The organism is Lentibacillus halodurans, from assembly GCF_900112045.1.
Classification (GTDB): Bacteria; Bacillota; Bacilli; order Bacillales; family Amphibacillaceae; genus Lentibacillus; species Lentibacillus halodurans.
Genome location: NZ_FOJW01000001.1, coordinates 1 through 16,160 on the forward strand (window position 1 = coordinate 1; position 16,160 = coordinate 16,160).

Consider the following 16,160-nt stretch of genomic DNA (forward strand, 5'->3'; position numbering starts at 1 on the left):
GTTAACTGTCTGTAAATGTCCGATTCTGTTCAACTAACATATAGCGGAGAAGACCGCTCCGCTATATGAAGTTTCACTTTATTTTTTCTTTTTGAGCCAATATATTCCGATTCCGATCAATATGAGCGGCCAAAACCGTTCCAGCAATGCAGTTAAGTCATAAACCCAATCAAACGCTGCTGGTAATCTGATCGAAAAAATCAGAAGTATGGAGACTGCACTGATGATGATTCCGGTAAAGCCCCCCCGTTTTGTTCTCAGTCCGCGTACGATGAAGGCAATACCGACAATCAGCGGATAAACGGCCCAGTGATCAATCCAGAATGTATAGTGGCTCAAACCGTGAAAATGGATGCCGAGTCCCAAAACAACTGTTCCGCTTAACAAATGCTGGTAATCCCTTGATGTATAACTATGTATAAGTAATGCGATTCCAATTATAATAAGCAGTGTAGGCCAGGAAAAAAAATCGGTTATGATTGGAATCTTTAGCTCTCGTAATAAAAAGTAAACACCAATACCGATTAGTATATATGCAGCAAATGAATGTTGACGCTTCAAACTGCTCACCTTCTTTCATTATTTTGATTAAATAGCAAGTTTCAAATCGGTGAACGCGCTGATTTTCGCAACTCAGCCTCCGGACTTTCGGAAAAATGAGGCGTGTCCAGAATTTTCGTCAATAGCAGATTTCTTGCGTCTGACATAAGCGTATGATAGAGTACATACGGGTTCACACATAGTATATTACGGTTCACGCTTGGGTTTTGTTTCAAAATCTGTTCACATTTTAAGATAAATCCTACTGCGTGTCCATGTTATAATAATGATTAACTGATGTTTTAAGATGTTGGGGGTAATTCTCGTGCATTTACTCAAAGTTGGATTCAATTACAAATCAGCCCCGCTGGAAATCAGGGAACGATTTATGATTTCTGAAGGCAACATTGATCAAGCTATGGTACAACTGAAGGAACAAAAAAGCATTCTGGAAAATGTGATTGTCTCCACTTGTAACCGGACAGAAGTTTATGCTGTTGTCGATCAGATTCATACGGGGCGTTACTATATCAAACAATTTCTTGCCGATTGGTTTCAGGTTGATAAAGAAGATATTTCACCATACTTACGCATAACCGAAAGTGATGGAGCAGTTGAACATTTACTCCGGGTGGCTTCCGGACTTGATTCGATGGTTCTGGGTGAAACACAGATTTTAGGGCAGGTAAAAGACGTATTTATGACTGCCCAGGAACATCAAACGACCGGAACGATTTTTAATGAATTGTTTAAGCAAGCCATTACATTTGCCAAAAAAGCACATAAAGAAACGGCTATTGGCGAACATGCCGTGTCAATCAGTTATACAGCGGTGGAACTGGCCAAGAAAATATTTGGGGATTTACAGAAAAAGCATGTTGTCATATATGGTGCCGGCAAGATGGGGGAATTGACAGCCAAAAACCTTCATGGTTCCGGTGTATCGAATATTACGGTTGTCAACCGTACGTTTGCAAATGCCCAGTCACTGGCGGAAACGTTCCAAGGAGAGGCAAAACCTGCTGAACAATTGCAAGAAGTGCTGCAGGATGCAGATATTTTGATCAGTTCAACAGGGTCCGAATCAGTTGTATTATCGAAAGAATCGGTGGAATCCATTCAAAAAAGCCGTAAGGGCAAGCCATTATTCCTTGTAGATATTGCTGTTCCAAGAGATTTGGATTCGGAAATCAGCGAACTGGATAATGTATTTCTATATGATATTGATGATCTTCAGCATATCGTTGATGAAAATCTCGCCGCTCGAAAAGCAGCCGCCGAAAATATTGAAATCATGCTTGAAGCAGAAATCGCCGCTTTTAATGAGTGGGTACAGACACTGGGCGTTGTACCGGTTATATCGGCCCTCCGCCAAAAGGCATTGTCCATTCAGGCGGAAACAATGAAGAGCATTGAACGAAAAATGCCGGATTTGACGGCACGCGAGAAGAAAGTGCTGAACAAACATACGAAAAGTATTGTGAATCAGCTGTTAAAACAACCGGTTACACAGGCAAAGGAACTGGCCGCGAACGATAACAAAGAAGAAGCACTCAAATTGTTTGTTGATATTTTTGGCATTGAAGACGATGTGAAAGAGGAATTGCAGAAGCAGATGGAAAAGAATCATACAAAACTAGAAGAAACAGACGAAAAAGTATCCTTTCCCATTATGAAAAACGTGTCAACACAGTAACATGAAAGGATTTCCACTATGGATGGAGCAAAATGGCTTTACGAAATTATATTGATCATTTATGGATTAAGCCTGGTGGGATACTTTATTGATTTTATCCAACATAACCGGAGGGCGAATAAGACAGCCTTCTGGTTACTTAGTATGGTTTGGCTTTTACAAACCGTTTTTTTATTACAGCAAGTATTGATTGAGAAAAACTTTCCGGTATTAACGTTATATGATGGGCTGTCTTTTTATGCCTGGGTGCTCATTTCCTTGTCGCTTTTGTTCAGCAAGTTTTTTCGAGTTCAATTGATGCTATTTTTTATTAATTTGCTAGGCTTTTTCATTCTTTTGCTGTTCATTTCAACCAGAGCAGCAGAACATATGCAGGCACAGGGAGTTGAATTGGTTCATGAAATGCTGATTGCCCATATAACATTGGCATTTGTCGCTTATGGGTTTTTTACTGTTTCGTTTATTTTCTCGCTTATGTACCTCATTCAGTACCGCTTTTTAAAGAAAAAAAGAGGATTCCGCTGGGTATGGCGGATTGGTGATTTGAAACAGCTTGATGCTTTCTCGTTTAAAGCAGTGACAATAGGAGTGCCGCTCCTGACCATTGCCATTATTCTGGGAGTTGCCTGGGCATATGCCGCAAATGCTGAATTTTACTGGTTTGATTTGAAGACAATTGGATCGTTGCTTGTACTCGCTGTTTATGGGCTATATTTACTGTTACGCTTGGGGAAAGGCTATCAAGGAAAAGCCATATCCGTGTATAACTCTGCAGCATTCCTTATTTTATTAATTAATTTCTTTCTGTTCAGCAATTTATCCAATTTTCATTTACAATAGAAATAGATCCCATAAGGAGGAATCCGGATGCGTCGAATTGTTGTTGGGACACGAAGAAGCAACTTGGCATTAACCCAGACAGAGTGGGTGATTGATCAGCTTAAAGAGGCCGGTATTACCCATGACTTTGAAGTGAAAAAAATTGTAACCAAGGGCGATCAGATTCTTGATGTCACGTTGTCAAAAGTTGGCGGCAAGGCGCTCTTCGTTAAAGAGATCGAGAAAGCGATGTATGAGAAGGAAATCGATCTTGCCGTCCACAGCATGAAAGACATGCCTTCTGACATGCCTGAGGGTCTTGTCATTACATCGATCCCGGTCAGGGAAGATCATCGCGACGCTTATATTGCCAAACATCATATACCTTTAAAAGACCTACCAGCAGGTGCTATTGTCGGTACCAGCAGTTTAAGAAGGAAAGCACAAATTCTTGCAGAGCGGCCTGATGTTGAGATTAAGTGGATTCGCGGTAATATTGAATCACGAATCCGGAAATTGCATGAAGACAATTATGATGCGATTATATTGGCGGTATCCGGTTTGAAACGTGTCGGGTTAAGTGAAGAGCTTATTACGGAGTATCTGGAGCCAGATATCTGCGTACCTTCAGCCGGACAAGGTGCACTGGCAATTGAGTGCCGTGAAGATGATCATGAGCTGCGTAATCTGCTGGATCGTATCAGTGATCCTCATACAACTAAAACCGTAACAGCTGAACGAACATTTCTGAATTTACTGGAAGGCAGCTGTTCAGTACCGATAGGTGGCTATGCCGCGCTTGAAGGTCATGAGATTGTTCTGACTGCATTTGTCGGGACAACGGACGGACAGACAATGCTAAGGGAAATTGTGCGCGGAACCGATCCGAAAACAGTCGGAACAGAGGCAGCGGAAAAACTGATCGCCCGTGGTGCTAAAGATATTGTTGAGGCAGTCAAAGAGGAGATTGACAGCTAATGGTCTACACGCTGGATGGAAAAAGAATTTTAATCACACGGGAGGAAAGTCAGGCAAAGGAATTTTCAAGACAAGTCTCGCAGCATGGCGGAATCCCTGTTGAAGTACCCCTTTTAAACATTTTCTGTAAATGTAACAAGGACAACATATGGATGATTCAGAATCTGGAGCGGTATCAATGGATATTTTTCACGAGCGCTAATGGTGTTCATTGTTTTTTTCAACTTCTGAATGAATACAGCATGCATCCTTTATTATCAAAAAGCAAATTCGCTGTCGTTGGTCGGAAAACAGCACATGTTCTGGAAAAATTCGGTTATCGGGCGGAATTTATTCCGACAACGTATAGTGCAGAAGCAATGACAAAAGAATTTTTCACAATGTATTCCAGTATGGAAGAACCGGTTTTGCTTGTTCAAGGCAACTGGTCGCGAAATATACTTCCGGACTGGTTCCAGGAACAGGGGATCTGTTTTCAGGCGTTGGAAGTCTATGAAACAAGCTATCATTTTACAGTGAGCGGTCAGCTAAATCAATTGTTGTCTCAAAATCATATTGATGTTGTGACATTTACAAGCCCATCTTCGGTTGATGCATTTATGGAAATGAAAGAAGTGTGGTGTCATCATGATTTGCCTATTGCCTGCATAGGCACCACTACCGAACAACGGGCATCTGCATATGGGTTAACCAATCTAATCGTTCCCGATGAGTTTACGATTGAAGGAATGCTGGCCCGAATTGGAGAATACTTTGAACGGAAAGGATAGATAGCATGACAAATGAATGGGAATTTAAGCGACACCGCCGTTTACGCTCTTCATCAGCAATGCGGTCGCTTGTCCGTGAGAATCATTTGAAAATGGATGATTTCATTTATCCGCTTTTCATCATTGAAGGGGAAAACATAAAACATGAAGTGCCATCCATGCCAGGTGTTTACCAAATTTCACTTGACCATGTTAAAGCGGAGATGGAAGAACTGCAATCACTCGGAATTAAAGCGGTCATGCTGTTTGGTGTCCCGAATGAGAAAGACGAACAGGGTACCGGTGCATTTATTGAAAGCGGGATTGTACAGCAGGCAACGCGTCTTATCAAACAGGAAATTCCGGAAATGCTTGTAGTTGCAGATACATGCCTGTGTGAATATACATCACACGGTCATTGCGGCGTTATTCACCATCATGATGTCGATAATGACGAGTCACTGAAATTGCTCGCTAAAACAGCCGTATCACAGGCGGAAGCTGGAGCAGATATCATTGCGCCTTCGAATATGATGGACGGATTTGTCAAGGTCATTCGCCAGGCATTGGATGAAGCAGGGTTTCATAACATTCCAATCATGTCCTATGCAGTCAAATATGCATCGGCATTCTTCGGTCCATTCCGGGATGCTGCAGACAGTACACCACAGTTTGGCGACCGTAAAACCTATCAGATGGATCCGTCAAACCGCCTGGAAGCATTGCGGGAGGCAGAAACAGATATTGAAGAGGGTGCAGACTTCCTGATTGTCAAACCGGCCCTATCATTTTTGGACATTGTCCGTGATGTACGCAACAATTCTAATGCACCAGTGGTAGCGTATAATGTAAGCGGGGAGTATGCCATGGTAAAAGCCGCTGCCTTGAACGGCTGGATCGATGAAAAGGAACTAGTGCTGGAAAAACTGACCTCCATGAAACGGGCAGGTGCAGATTTAATCATTTCCTATTTTGCTAAAGACGTTGCAAAATGGCTTCAGGAATAAAGTGAATCTTCACTCAGCGAAGGCATTCCTTATCCCTGTTGTTTCATAGTTTGAGTCGGGTGTGACTGACAGTTGATTTCGATTATCATCCCGAATATACCCCGGGGGGAAAAGAAGGGTCTCTTACTGCCACTTTATATGCGGGATAAAATTTTCAAATTGAGGTGATGTATGGTGCGAAATTTTGATAAGTCACAGGATGCGTATAAGGAAGCGGTCGATTTGATGCCTGGTGGTGTCAATTCACCCGTTCGAGCGTTTAAATCTGTCGGTTTGTCACCGATTTTTATGGAAGAAGGAAAAGGCTCCAAAATAACCGACATTGACGGCAACCAGTACATTGATTATGTATTGAGCTGGGGACCTTTAATTCTGGGACATGCTGACGAACGTGTTGTTTCCAGCCTGAAAGAAGTCACAGAAAAAGGTACAAGCTTTGGTACACCGACGATCCAGGAAAATAAACTGGCGCAGCTTGTGATAGACCGTGTACCGTCGATTGAAATGGTCCGTATGGTTAATTCGGGAACAGAAGCCACCATGAGTGCTTTGCGTATCGCCCGCGGTTTTACAGGACGCAGCAAGATACTGAAATTTGAAGGCAATTATCATGGTCATGGTGATTCCCTACTGATTAAAGCAGGATCGGGTGTTGCAACCCTTGGCCTGCCTGACAGTCCCGGGGTTCCAAAATCAATTGCCGAAAACACGATTACTGTTCCTTATAATGACGTGGAAAGTGTTCGCTATGCATTTTCAGAATATGGTGATGACATTGCTGCTGTGATTGTCGAGCCTGTTTCCGGGAATATGGGGGTTGTCCCGCCGATGGAAGACTTCTTGCAGGAACTAAGGAATATAACCAACGATAATGGATCCCTGCTGATTTTTGATGAAGTGATGACAGGTTTTCGGGTCGGGTATCATTGTGCACAAGGGTATTTTGGTGTGACACCAGATATGACTTGTCTTGGAAAGGTAATCGGCGGCGGTTTGCCTGTTGGTGCATATGGCGGTAAACGGGAAATCATTGAAAGTGTTGCGCCGACTGGTTCGATTTATCAGGCTGGTACGTTATCAGGTAATCCGCTTGCAATGACAGCTGGCTATGAAACATTAAGCGCACTGGACGAATCGTCTTATGAAGAAATCAATCGAAAAGTAGACAAGTTAGCAGAAGGCTATAAACAGGCATCGATTGATTACGATATTCCGCTTCAGGTTAATCGGGCAGGATCGATGGTAGGCTTTTTCTTCACGAACGAACCTGTATATAATTATGAGACAGCACAAAATGCGAATGTGGATCATTTTGCTCAATACTACAGGACGATGATTGAAAAGGGCATCTTTTTGCCTCCATCACAATTTGAAGGTGTTTTTTTATCAACTGCTCATACAGATGAAGATATCGATAAAACCATCGAGGCAGCACGCATAGCATTTTCAAAAATAGAAAAATAAGTATTTAAGGCTATCTCGTTTTTTAGGGATAGCCTTATTAAATATCAGAAAAGTGTAGTTCAATGCCGCAATCAGCTGAGTCGATTGCTCTTACTGCTCCGAATTTTGGCTTTTACTTCCGCAAAGACAAAGGAAGCTAAGTTTTTCTTAATAAAGCATATCCGTTCAATGTTTGACATATAGTTGAACTGAGACATATAAGTATATGGAATATATGTTGAAGGGAGGAAATCATTTGGACAACAATAAGGAAATATTTCGTTTTGATCTGGAAGAATCGCTTTATTTTGAAAAAGGACAGGAAGTTGGTGAAATCACAGGAATTTCGCTGGATCCGGATATTTCCATACAACCATTCCATGAGTATATATCGATCAGGGGAGTGATTGAACTCCGTGGTTCTTACCGCAAAGAACCGGTCTCCCAGGAAGAGGATGAGGGTATAGTTGATATTGATGACTATCAATCAAGAAGATATGTTGAAAAGGTAGTCGAGCTTGATCATGATCAGGCAGAATTTACGCATCGTTTTCCTGTTGAAATTTCTGTTCCGGCATACCGTGTGGCCGATATGGAAGATGTAACGGTCAGTATAGAGTCTTTTGACTACGAGGTGCCCAATCAACATCAGCTGAAGTTAAGTTCTACTGTAGAAATCCATGGAATCAGTGATGAAAATGCGAATACGTCTGGAGGGGATGAGGAGTCAGCAGAATCCGTATTTCCGCATCGGGATGAAGAGACATTTGCATTTGATATAAAAATGGATGAAGAAAAGTTGGAAGCAGACGAAAATGAATATCCGGAGCAACCTCCTGTTTTACCTCAGGCGGGCGAACAGGATACAGGCCAAGTGACGGAACAGGACACATCTTCTGAAAAAGATCGGTGGAAAGGTAAAAAGTCACAGACACTCGCTGAATTTTTCGGCAAGGATCAACCGGAAAGTACGGAACACGAGGCATCAATGCCGGAAGGGGAGCCCCTGGAAAGTTCAGCAGAATCCTCAACATTAGTGGAATTCACAGAAACAGCGTACCAGAATGAAAACGATGAAAGTTCGGCCTCACCGGAAGATGTGCGTTATTTGGCGGATATGTTCAGCAGAGAAGAAGAAGAAACTTATGCCAAAATGCGGTTATGTATTGTTCAGGGGAACGATACGGTGGAGTCCATTGCTGAACGGTATAAAATCTCTGCACTCCAGCTATTAAAACAAAATCGCCTGACTGAGGACGGTTTAGAAGAAGGTCAACTACTATATATTCCATATAAGAAAAATTCATAAAAAGTGAACACCCCTTGCTCTTTCAGTAAGGGGTCGTGCTTCTTTTTAAAGGCGATAATCTCCAGTTCTGGCTTAGGGATCTGGAAAGACAGCGCAGTCCTGAGCTTTTTAAGGTGGTGAACTGCAGTTGGGATCGGTAAAGGACGTATTAAAAAAATATGGCGTGTATCCACATCAGATCAGGAAAATTTCAGAGAGGCTATATCAGGTGAGTGATGGACAACATGTCTATGCACTAAAACAAAGCAGACTTACAAAAAATACAGTTCAAAAATGGGAACAGATTTATCATCAGGCTTACGCATTGAATTTACCAAACATATTGCCGGTCTATTTAACGCGTCAATCCGATTTATACGTGAAAATGGATGATTCATACTATTACGTAACACCTTGGATATTTGAATATCAGCAAAGTCGTGAGCAGGCAATCACCAATGGGTTTGAAACGATTGGCAATATTCATGCCAAAACGAAACAATCAATATCGATTGACACTGATTCAATTTTAGGAAACTTCAGACAGTATCGGCAAAAAAATGCAGAACTGCAAAACATATTACTGGATTATGTTTCACGATTTGAACAAAATCGTTTCATGTCACCATTTGAGTTGCAAGTTTGTACACATTATCATGTACTGACAAGGCTTTTACCAGAACTTGACGACCATACAGTCCGTTTTATGAATGAGCTGGAAAGTGATCAGAAATGGACTTACTGCCTGTGTCATGGTCATTTAACGTTATCCCATTTTCTTCATCACCGACATACGTATCTGATTAATTGGGAACAGGCAGCATATGATCATGCGGTTTTTGATCTGACCACGCTACTGCACGGGCAAGTACGTCATTACGATCTGTCGCCGGAACAATTGGTAGAGCTGTTTTCAGCATATAACCGTAAAAATCCGCTGAACACAAGTGAAAAGCATTTATTGACGATTTATTTACTGGATCCTGCTCATTACATGTCGCTTATTGACAACTATGTGGAACATCCTGAACAGCAAACGATGATTAAGCGGACACAATTGCTGCAATCTGCTTTCCATCAGTTGGAACTCGGTCTTAAATGGTCTACGCTCACCCAATATGATGATATTCCTGAATCAGAAAGTGAATCTGAAGCTTAAATCCATTCCAAATAAAATGCAATAAACAAACCAACCAGTGCCCCAAGCAAAAAGACATCCAGTGAAGTCGGAAACAATAAGGTTCGGATTAATTGAAAAATGAGTATCGGTAAAGTCACTTTCTCAATGATGATGATGCAATTTCTTGCCCATGGCGGCAGCCGGTAACGATAATAACGAGCCATTTTTTGTTCACCTCTTCCATTTTGTACTATACTATGTATAAACAGGTGCCATTTGTGCAATCCATATACTAATAGTTGATTTTCTCCGGAAAAATGATAAAATGAAATATAATATTTAAATAGCCTGTAAATGCAATGATTGGGAAGAGTACAGAGTGAATTGCCCTAAAAGAGAGGGAATGTATGGTGGAAATTTCCCGGGATGAATGATTCTGGAAGGTCGCCCATGATGCTGCATCTTTGAACTCAGTAGAAGAGTGCCGGTCACTGTCCGTTAACACGTCAAGAGTGCATAGGCTCCTATTGTCTATGAATAAAGGTGGTACCACGGAATCAAATCCTTTTCGTCCTTGTCGGATGGAAGGGTTTTTTTATTGCAATGAAAACTTCATAAAGGGAGGAATCTGTGATGGGTGAGGAAAACAAAACGATGTCATCAAAGTATAATCCGCGTGAAATTGAGAAGGATCGATACAGATTTTGGGTCGATGGCAAATTTTTTGAAGCGACAGATGACGAAAGAAAAGAACCGTTTACAATCGTTATTCCACCACCGAATGTAACCGGGAGATTGCATTTGGGTCATGCATGGGATACAACGATGCAGGACACAATTGCTCGGATGAAACGGATGCAGGGCTATGATGTGTTATGGTTGCCGGGTATGGACCATGCAGGAATTGCGACACAGGCGAAAGTGGAAGCAAGGCTGAAAGAACAAGGTAAAAATCGACACGATATGGGCAGGGAAAAGTTTTTGGATGTTTCCTGGGATTGGAAGGAAGAATATGCTGATTTTATCAGGTCCCAGTGGGAAAAGCTTGGTCTTGGTCTCGATTATTCCCGAGAGCGTTTTACGCTAGATGAGGGTTTGTCTGACGCCGTTCGGGAAGTATTCGTCAGTCTGTATGAAAAAGGGTTGATTTATCGCGGGGAGTATATCATCAATTGGGACCCTGATACGCAGACAGCTCTTTCTGATATAGAGGTTATTTATCATGAAGTACAGGGCAAATTTTATCATATGCGTTATCCGATTAAAGACAGTGATAAAACGATTGAAATTGCGACAACCCGTCCGGAAACGATGCTTGGGGACACAGCAGTAGCGGTTCATCCGGATGATGAGCGTTATCAGCATTTGATCGGCAAAACGGTTGTCCTGCCGATTGTCGGAAGGGAAATTGAAATTGTTGCTGATTCATATGTAGATATGGAAATGGGATCGGGTGCAGTTAAGATAACTCCTGCCCATGATCCGAATGATTTTGAAATTGGAAATCGGCACAATCTTGAACGTGTGCTCGTTATGAATGAAAACGGTTCGATGAATAATAATGCTGGCAGCTATCAGGGTTTGGACCGCTTTGAGTGCCGAAAACAAATTGTGAATGATCTCCAGAATCAAGGTATTCTGTTTGAAATTGAAGATCATGTTCATCAAGTAGGGCACTCTGAACGCAGTGGTGCGGTTGTGGAGCCGTATTTATCGACACAATGGTTTGTCAATATGGAGCCGCTTGCGGATGCAGCCATTGACCTTCAAAACGGTGACGGGAAAGTTCATTTTGTTCCTGATCGGTTTGAGCAGACGTATTTGCATTGGATGGAAAATATACGCGACTGGTGTATTTCCCGTCAGCTTTGGTGGGGGCACCGCATCCCGGCGTGGTATCATAAAGAAACAGGTGAGCTCTATGTCGGCAAAGAACCCCCTGTAGATCTCGAAAACTGGGAACAGGATGAGGATGTGCTTGATACATGGTTTTCTTCTGCATTATGGCCGTTTTCGACAATGGGCTGGCCTGATGAGAATGTAGAAGACTTCAAACGGTATTTCCCGACAGATGTGCTTGTGACTGGATATGATATTATCTTTTTCTGGGTGGCCCGGATGATTTTCCAATCGAAGCAATTCACCGGCAAACGGCCGTTCAAAGATGTATTGATCCATGGTCTGATCCGGGATGCAGAAGGCCGGAAAATGAGCAAGTCACTCGGCAATGGTGTCGATCCAATGGATGTTATCGATCAGTATGGGGCTGACTCACTGCGATACTTCCTACTGACAGGCTCGACCCCTGGCCAGGATTTGCGTTTCCACTGGGAAAAAGTTGAAGCGACATGGAACTTTGCCAATAAAGTTTGGAATGCTTCCCGTTTTTCTCTGATGAACATGGAAAACTTTACGTATCAAGATATTGATTTAAGCAGGGAAAAATCACTGGCAGATAAATGGATTCTGACCCGCTTGAATGAAACGATCGAACAGGTGACTAGGAATACCAACAAATATGAATTCGGTGAAGCTGGACGCCATTTATACAATTTTATCTGGGATGATCTGTGTGACTGGTATATCGAGATGGCAAAACTCCCGTTATACGGTGATGATGAAGAGCAAAGGCAGACAACAAGGTCAGTGTTGGCCTATGTACTGGACCAGACGATGCGCATGCTGCATCCGTATATGCCGTTTATCACCGAGGAAATATGGCAGCAGCTCCCGCATCAGGGTGAATCGATTACCGTTGCCCAATGGCCTCAAGCAAAACCGGCATTTCATGATGAAAAAGCTTCAAATGAAATGAAGCGACTTGTTTCCATTATCAAGTCAGTACGGAATATCCGGGCTGAGGTGGATACGCCAATGTCCAAACAGATCAGGCTATTAATCAAAGCTGAAAGTGAAGACATTGCTGCCGAGCTGGAAAATAACCGCAGCTATTTGGAACGTTTCTGCAATCCAAGTGAATTAATCATTGCAATTGATGTTGAAGCGCCGGAAAAAGCCATGTCAGCGGTTGTCACCGGAGCAGAGCTTTTTCTTCCGCTTGAAGGCCTGATTGATTTTGATCAGGAAATGGAACGGCTGAAAAAGGAATTGGACAAATGGACAAAAGAAGTGGAACGTGTCCAAAAGAAACTGGCAAACGAAGGTTTTGTCAATAAGGCACCACAGCATGTCGTTGAAGAAGAAAGACAGAAAGAAAAGGATTACCTGGAAAAACAGGCGAAAGTGAAAGCACGTCTTGACGAATTAAAAGCATAGAAAGAAAAGAAAGCGGGAGTTCATAAGCAGCATGAACTTCCGCTTTTAATGTATGAGACGTATTTTTTTAAAATATTCATATCACTTACGGCACTTAGTGTGCGGGAACCGACCACATCTTCTATTTCATTAAAAATAAAACGGCCATCTGTATCAAGCAGAAAGTCAATTCCAGCCATCCCGAACCGGAAATAGTCACTGATTTGTTTGACCAGTTCCATTTCATCCGTTTTAAGAGGGTACCAGGAAGCGGAACCGCCAAGTTTATAATTAGCGCGAAAGTCATGTTTGTTTTCGCGCAGGACGGCCCCGATTACTTCTGTGCCGATGACAAATACGCGCACATCTTTCCCGAACTGGATATTGTTTGCAGATTGGATAATCAGATCGCCAACTGATGTATGATGCTGCAACTTGCGCCATTCGTTGATGTCGGTTATTAAGTAAATCTGTCTGCCGCCCCTGGCACTTACTTCCTTGACCACAAGCGGAAAGGCAAGAGGAGGTGACATCGGCATGCTGGTTCTTGCCGACACAAACACTGTCTCTGCCATCGGGATGGATAGCTTGCTCATATGAAAATGCGTCAGTGCTTTGTTGTTACAAATGGCAGCTGTTTCCGATGGATTGTAAACTGTTATACCAAGCGATTCAAGCTGCAGATTTAATAGGGGTTCAATCGTTCGGACTACAGCAAAGTCCGGCAGTGTCACCGGGTTGTCATGATGCATAATTGTACGCCTGTTATCGATAACCCCAATGGTTAAATCTTCACGCAAAATAAATCGCAGAGATATGTTCTGCAGCTGTGCTTCTTCCTTAAACCATTTGATATAGGATTTGTTTTGTTCTGCATCTGTTTTGTTATAGATCAGCCAGCCTTTCATTGCCGTTCCCTCACTTTAAAGTTTTCTTGATATAAGCCACTATAAAATCAGCGACATTGATCCCGGTGCAGTCAAACATATTGCGGATGTGCGCATTGGAGTTAATTTCACAAATAATCGGTGTGCTGCCAGATCCGAATAATAAATCCACACCGGCAAAATCCGCCCCCATTGCATTTGTCGCAGCGATTGCAATGTTTTTCTCTTCAGAAGTCGGATGATATTCCTTCATTGTGCCTCCAGCAGTGATATTAGACCGAAAATCGTCCTGTGCATGTCGAGCCATAGCAGCAACAACCTTATCGCCAACAACATGCAGGCGTATATCTTGTCCGAAACTTGCGGCAATGAATTCCTGAAGCATAAACGGGCGTCCTTGAAGCTGGTTCACTTTTTCAGCCAGTTCTTCCTTTGTTTGAATGAGATAAACCTGTTCACCAAAGGACCCAAACGCTTCTTTAACAATCATGGGAAAACCTAATATTTCTATCGCGCTATGATAGTCATTGATATGATCATCCTGTGTATTGTAGAAGGCTTTTGGCGCAATAATCGTTTTGGGGATAGGTAAATGATTGGATGCCAATAGCTGATAGGAAGCGATTTTATCATCACTTGCCGCAATTGCATCTGCACTGTTGAAAACGCGAAATCCCAATATTTCGAGCTGTTTCGCCAAGTAAATATCTTTATCGGCAAAAACGACAAAATCAGGTTTTTTGGTTATGCTGCTTCTTACCAAATCCATGGATTCAGAAGTTAATAAACCCAGTAGTTCGTTGTTCTGATAAATCGTTGTTTGGATATGATGCGCTGCTGCAGCCTGCTGAATCCATTCCGCAAAATCAAGAAATTTATTGCCAGGTAAGTAGCCGTTATAAATAATCCAGCCGTACAAACTCAATTCATATCTGCCTCTCTTCGTTCAAATTATGATTGTTTATTGCTATAATAATGATGCTGTTCAGATAATACGATATTGAAAACTAAACAGAAAAGCGGTGTACACGATGTTTGAACATTTCTGCCAAATCGAAACTTTTTTTCAGGATCGGAAGCAATATGGCATCAAACCAGGCCTGGAAAGGATACATAAACTATTGCATTTACTTGATCAACCACAGGAAAAAGTGAATGCCATCCACGTAGCTGGAACGAATGGCAAAGGATCGACCATTCATTATTTGAAAAGCGCACTTATGTCAAGCGGTTACCGGGTTGGTGTATTCACTTCCCCGAGTATCCAAGGATTAACTGGGCACATATTCGTAAATGATTCCCCGATACCGGATAAGACAATGATACACTATGTAAATATCATTCATCCACTTATTCAGCAGCTTGATGAAGAGTATAACCATCCGACAGAATTTGAAATCATGACGGCCGTCGCCTTTTTATATTTTGCCGAAAGTACTGATATTGCCCTGATTGAAACCGGCATGGGAGGCCGGGAGGATACCACCAATTGTTTTCAGCCCATCTTGTCCATTATAACAAATGTGGCATGGGATCATACGGATTACCTGGGTAAAACCATCGAATCCATTGCTTATCATAAAGCCGGCATCATCAAAGCAAACAGGCCTGTCATTGCCGGAGAACTGGATAAGGAAGCAGTATCAGTCATAATGGATGAAGCCTCTGAAAAAAACGCCCCGCTATACTTGTCTAGTGAGTCTTTTCAATATGAAATAGCTGGCATAACAACAACGTCACACCAAACATTTCAATGGAAATCTGCTTCCGGTATCAGTATGGAAATAGCATTACAGACACCAGGGATCCATCAAATAAGAAATGTCTCCTTAGCCATCATGGCACTTGTCATACTTGAAAGAAAAGGTCTCAGTCTTGATTGGAAAAAATGTGTGAACAGCCTGGCAGCAGTCCGCATGCCAGCGAGGTTTGAACAGGTTCACAGCAAACCGGCCATTATATTGGACGGGGCCCATAACCCAGCAGGCGTGCGAGCTTTTATTGAAACACTGACATCATACTATAGTGATATGGAAAAACACCTTATTTTTGCCGCATTTAAAGATAAGGATTTAGAGCGTATGCTCGGTGATTTGGAGTCTCATTTTTCTTCGGTTACATTGACGACATTTCCACATTCGCGGGCTGCCGGGATTGAACAACTTAAAAAATTCAGCCATCATCCACATGTGCTGTTTCAGAGTGATTGGCGGCAAGCTATTGAACAAATGAGCTTTCAGCGGGAAAATGCTTGTTATTGTATAACCGGATCATTACACTTTATTGCTATTGTGAGGAAATATTTTGAAGAAACGTTTGACTTAAAGTAAAATGTAATGATTCGAAAATTTTAAATCTATGATTCTTAAATCAAGTAT

General features: G+C 42.2%; 14 protein-coding genes and 1 other annotated feature. Of the genes, 10 read left to right on the forward strand and 4 right to left on the reverse strand.

Going from position 1 to position 16,160, the window contains the following annotated elements; all coding sequences use genetic code 11:
- Positions 1 to 78: 78 nt before the first annotated feature.
- A complete protein-coding gene (locus tag BM195_RS00005; RefSeq protein WP_342028001.1) occupies positions 79 to 570 on the reverse strand; it encodes a LiaI-LiaF-like domain-containing protein in 492 nt (163 codons plus the stop codon).
- A gap of 295 nt (positions 571 to 865) precedes the next feature.
- Here BM195_RS00005 and hemA point away from each other — a divergent pair, with 295 nt between their 5' ends.
- From hemA to BM195_RS00045, 8 genes are all read left to right on the forward strand, one after another.
- The gene (gene hemA, locus BM195_RS00010) at positions 866 to 2,236 is read left to right on the forward strand and encodes a glutamyl-tRNA reductase (protein ID WP_090231821.1); all 1,371 of its coding nucleotides are present in this window, start codon (positions 866 to 868) and stop codon (positions 2,234 to 2,236) included.
- A gap of 18 nt (positions 2,237 to 2,254) precedes the next feature.
- Positions 2,255 to 3,076, forward strand: coding sequence for a cytochrome C assembly family protein (locus tag BM195_RS00015; protein WP_090231824.1), 822 nt, complete (start codon positions 2,255 to 2,257; stop codon positions 3,074 to 3,076).
- Positions 3,077 to 3,103: 27 nt separating this feature from the next.
- Entirely contained in the window at positions 3,104 to 4,033 is a 930-nt protein-coding gene (hemC, locus tag BM195_RS00020; RefSeq protein ID WP_090231826.1) for a hydroxymethylbilane synthase, read from the forward strand.
- A complete protein-coding gene (locus tag BM195_RS00025) occupies positions 4,033 to 4,803 on the forward strand; it encodes a uroporphyrinogen-III synthase (protein ID WP_090231829.1) in 771 nt (256 codons plus the stop codon). Before hemC ends, BM195_RS00025 begins: the two co-directional genes overlap by 1 nt.
- Before the next feature lie 5 nt (positions 4,804 to 4,808).
- On the forward strand, positions 4,809 to 5,789 hold the full coding sequence (gene hemB / locus BM195_RS00030; RefSeq protein WP_090231831.1) for a porphobilinogen synthase: 981 nt from the start codon (positions 4,809 to 4,811) through the stop codon (positions 5,787 to 5,789).
- Positions 5,790 to 5,960: 171 nt separating this feature from the next.
- On the forward strand, positions 5,961 to 7,253 hold the full coding sequence (gene hemL / locus BM195_RS00035; RefSeq protein ID WP_425283885.1) for a glutamate-1-semialdehyde 2,1-aminomutase: 1,293 nt from the start codon (positions 5,961 to 5,963) through the stop codon (positions 7,251 to 7,253).
- 235 nt (positions 7,254 to 7,488) lie between these two features.
- The gene (gene spoVID, locus BM195_RS00040; protein ID WP_170848105.1) at positions 7,489 to 8,541 is read left to right on the forward strand and encodes a stage VI sporulation protein D; all 1,053 of its coding nucleotides are present in this window, start codon (positions 7,489 to 7,491) and stop codon (positions 8,539 to 8,541) included.
- Between the two features lie 163 nt (positions 8,542 to 8,704).
- On the forward strand, positions 8,705 to 9,679 hold the full coding sequence (locus BM195_RS00045) for a phosphotransferase (RefSeq protein WP_280141229.1): 975 nt from the start codon (positions 8,705 to 8,707) through the stop codon (positions 9,677 to 9,679).
- On the opposite strand, the gene BM195_RS00050 is transcribed toward BM195_RS00045, so the two are convergent.
- Positions 9,676 to 9,864 carry a hypothetical protein gene (locus tag BM195_RS00050; RefSeq protein WP_090231837.1) on the reverse strand — a complete coding sequence of 63 codons (189 nt, stop codon included), beginning with the start codon at positions 9,862 to 9,864 and terminating at the stop codon, positions 9,676 to 9,678. The genes BM195_RS00045 and BM195_RS00050 overlap by 4 nt on opposite strands.
- A 126-nt stretch (positions 9,865 to 9,990) precedes the next feature.
- Positions 9,991 to 10,219 (forward strand) — a binding site (T-box leader).
- 54 nt (positions 10,220 to 10,273) lie between these two features.
- Between BM195_RS00050 and BM195_RS00055 the strand changes: the two genes are divergently transcribed.
- A complete protein-coding gene (locus BM195_RS00055; RefSeq protein WP_090231840.1) occupies positions 10,274 to 12,916 on the forward strand; it encodes a valine--tRNA ligase in 2,643 nt (880 codons plus the stop codon).
- 20 nt (positions 12,917 to 12,936) lie between these two features.
- Here BM195_RS00055 and BM195_RS00060 read toward each other — a convergent pair whose 3' ends face one another.
- Positions 12,937 to 13,803, reverse strand: coding sequence for an ATP-grasp domain-containing protein (locus BM195_RS00060; RefSeq protein WP_090231842.1), 867 nt, complete (start codon positions 13,801 to 13,803; stop codon positions 12,937 to 12,939).
- Between the two features lie 10 nt (positions 13,804 to 13,813).
- The gene (locus BM195_RS00065; protein WP_090231845.1) at positions 13,814 to 14,707 is read right to left on the reverse strand and encodes an ATP-grasp domain-containing protein; all 894 of its coding nucleotides are present in this window, start codon (positions 14,705 to 14,707) and stop codon (positions 13,814 to 13,816) included.
- 106 nt (positions 14,708 to 14,813) lie between these two features.
- Between BM195_RS00065 and BM195_RS00070 the strand changes: the two genes are divergently transcribed.
- Entirely contained in the window at positions 14,814 to 16,112 is a 1,299-nt protein-coding gene (locus BM195_RS00070) for a bifunctional folylpolyglutamate synthase/dihydrofolate synthase (RefSeq protein ID WP_090231847.1), read from the forward strand.
- The last annotated feature ends 48 nt before the right edge of the window (positions 16,113 to 16,160 follow it).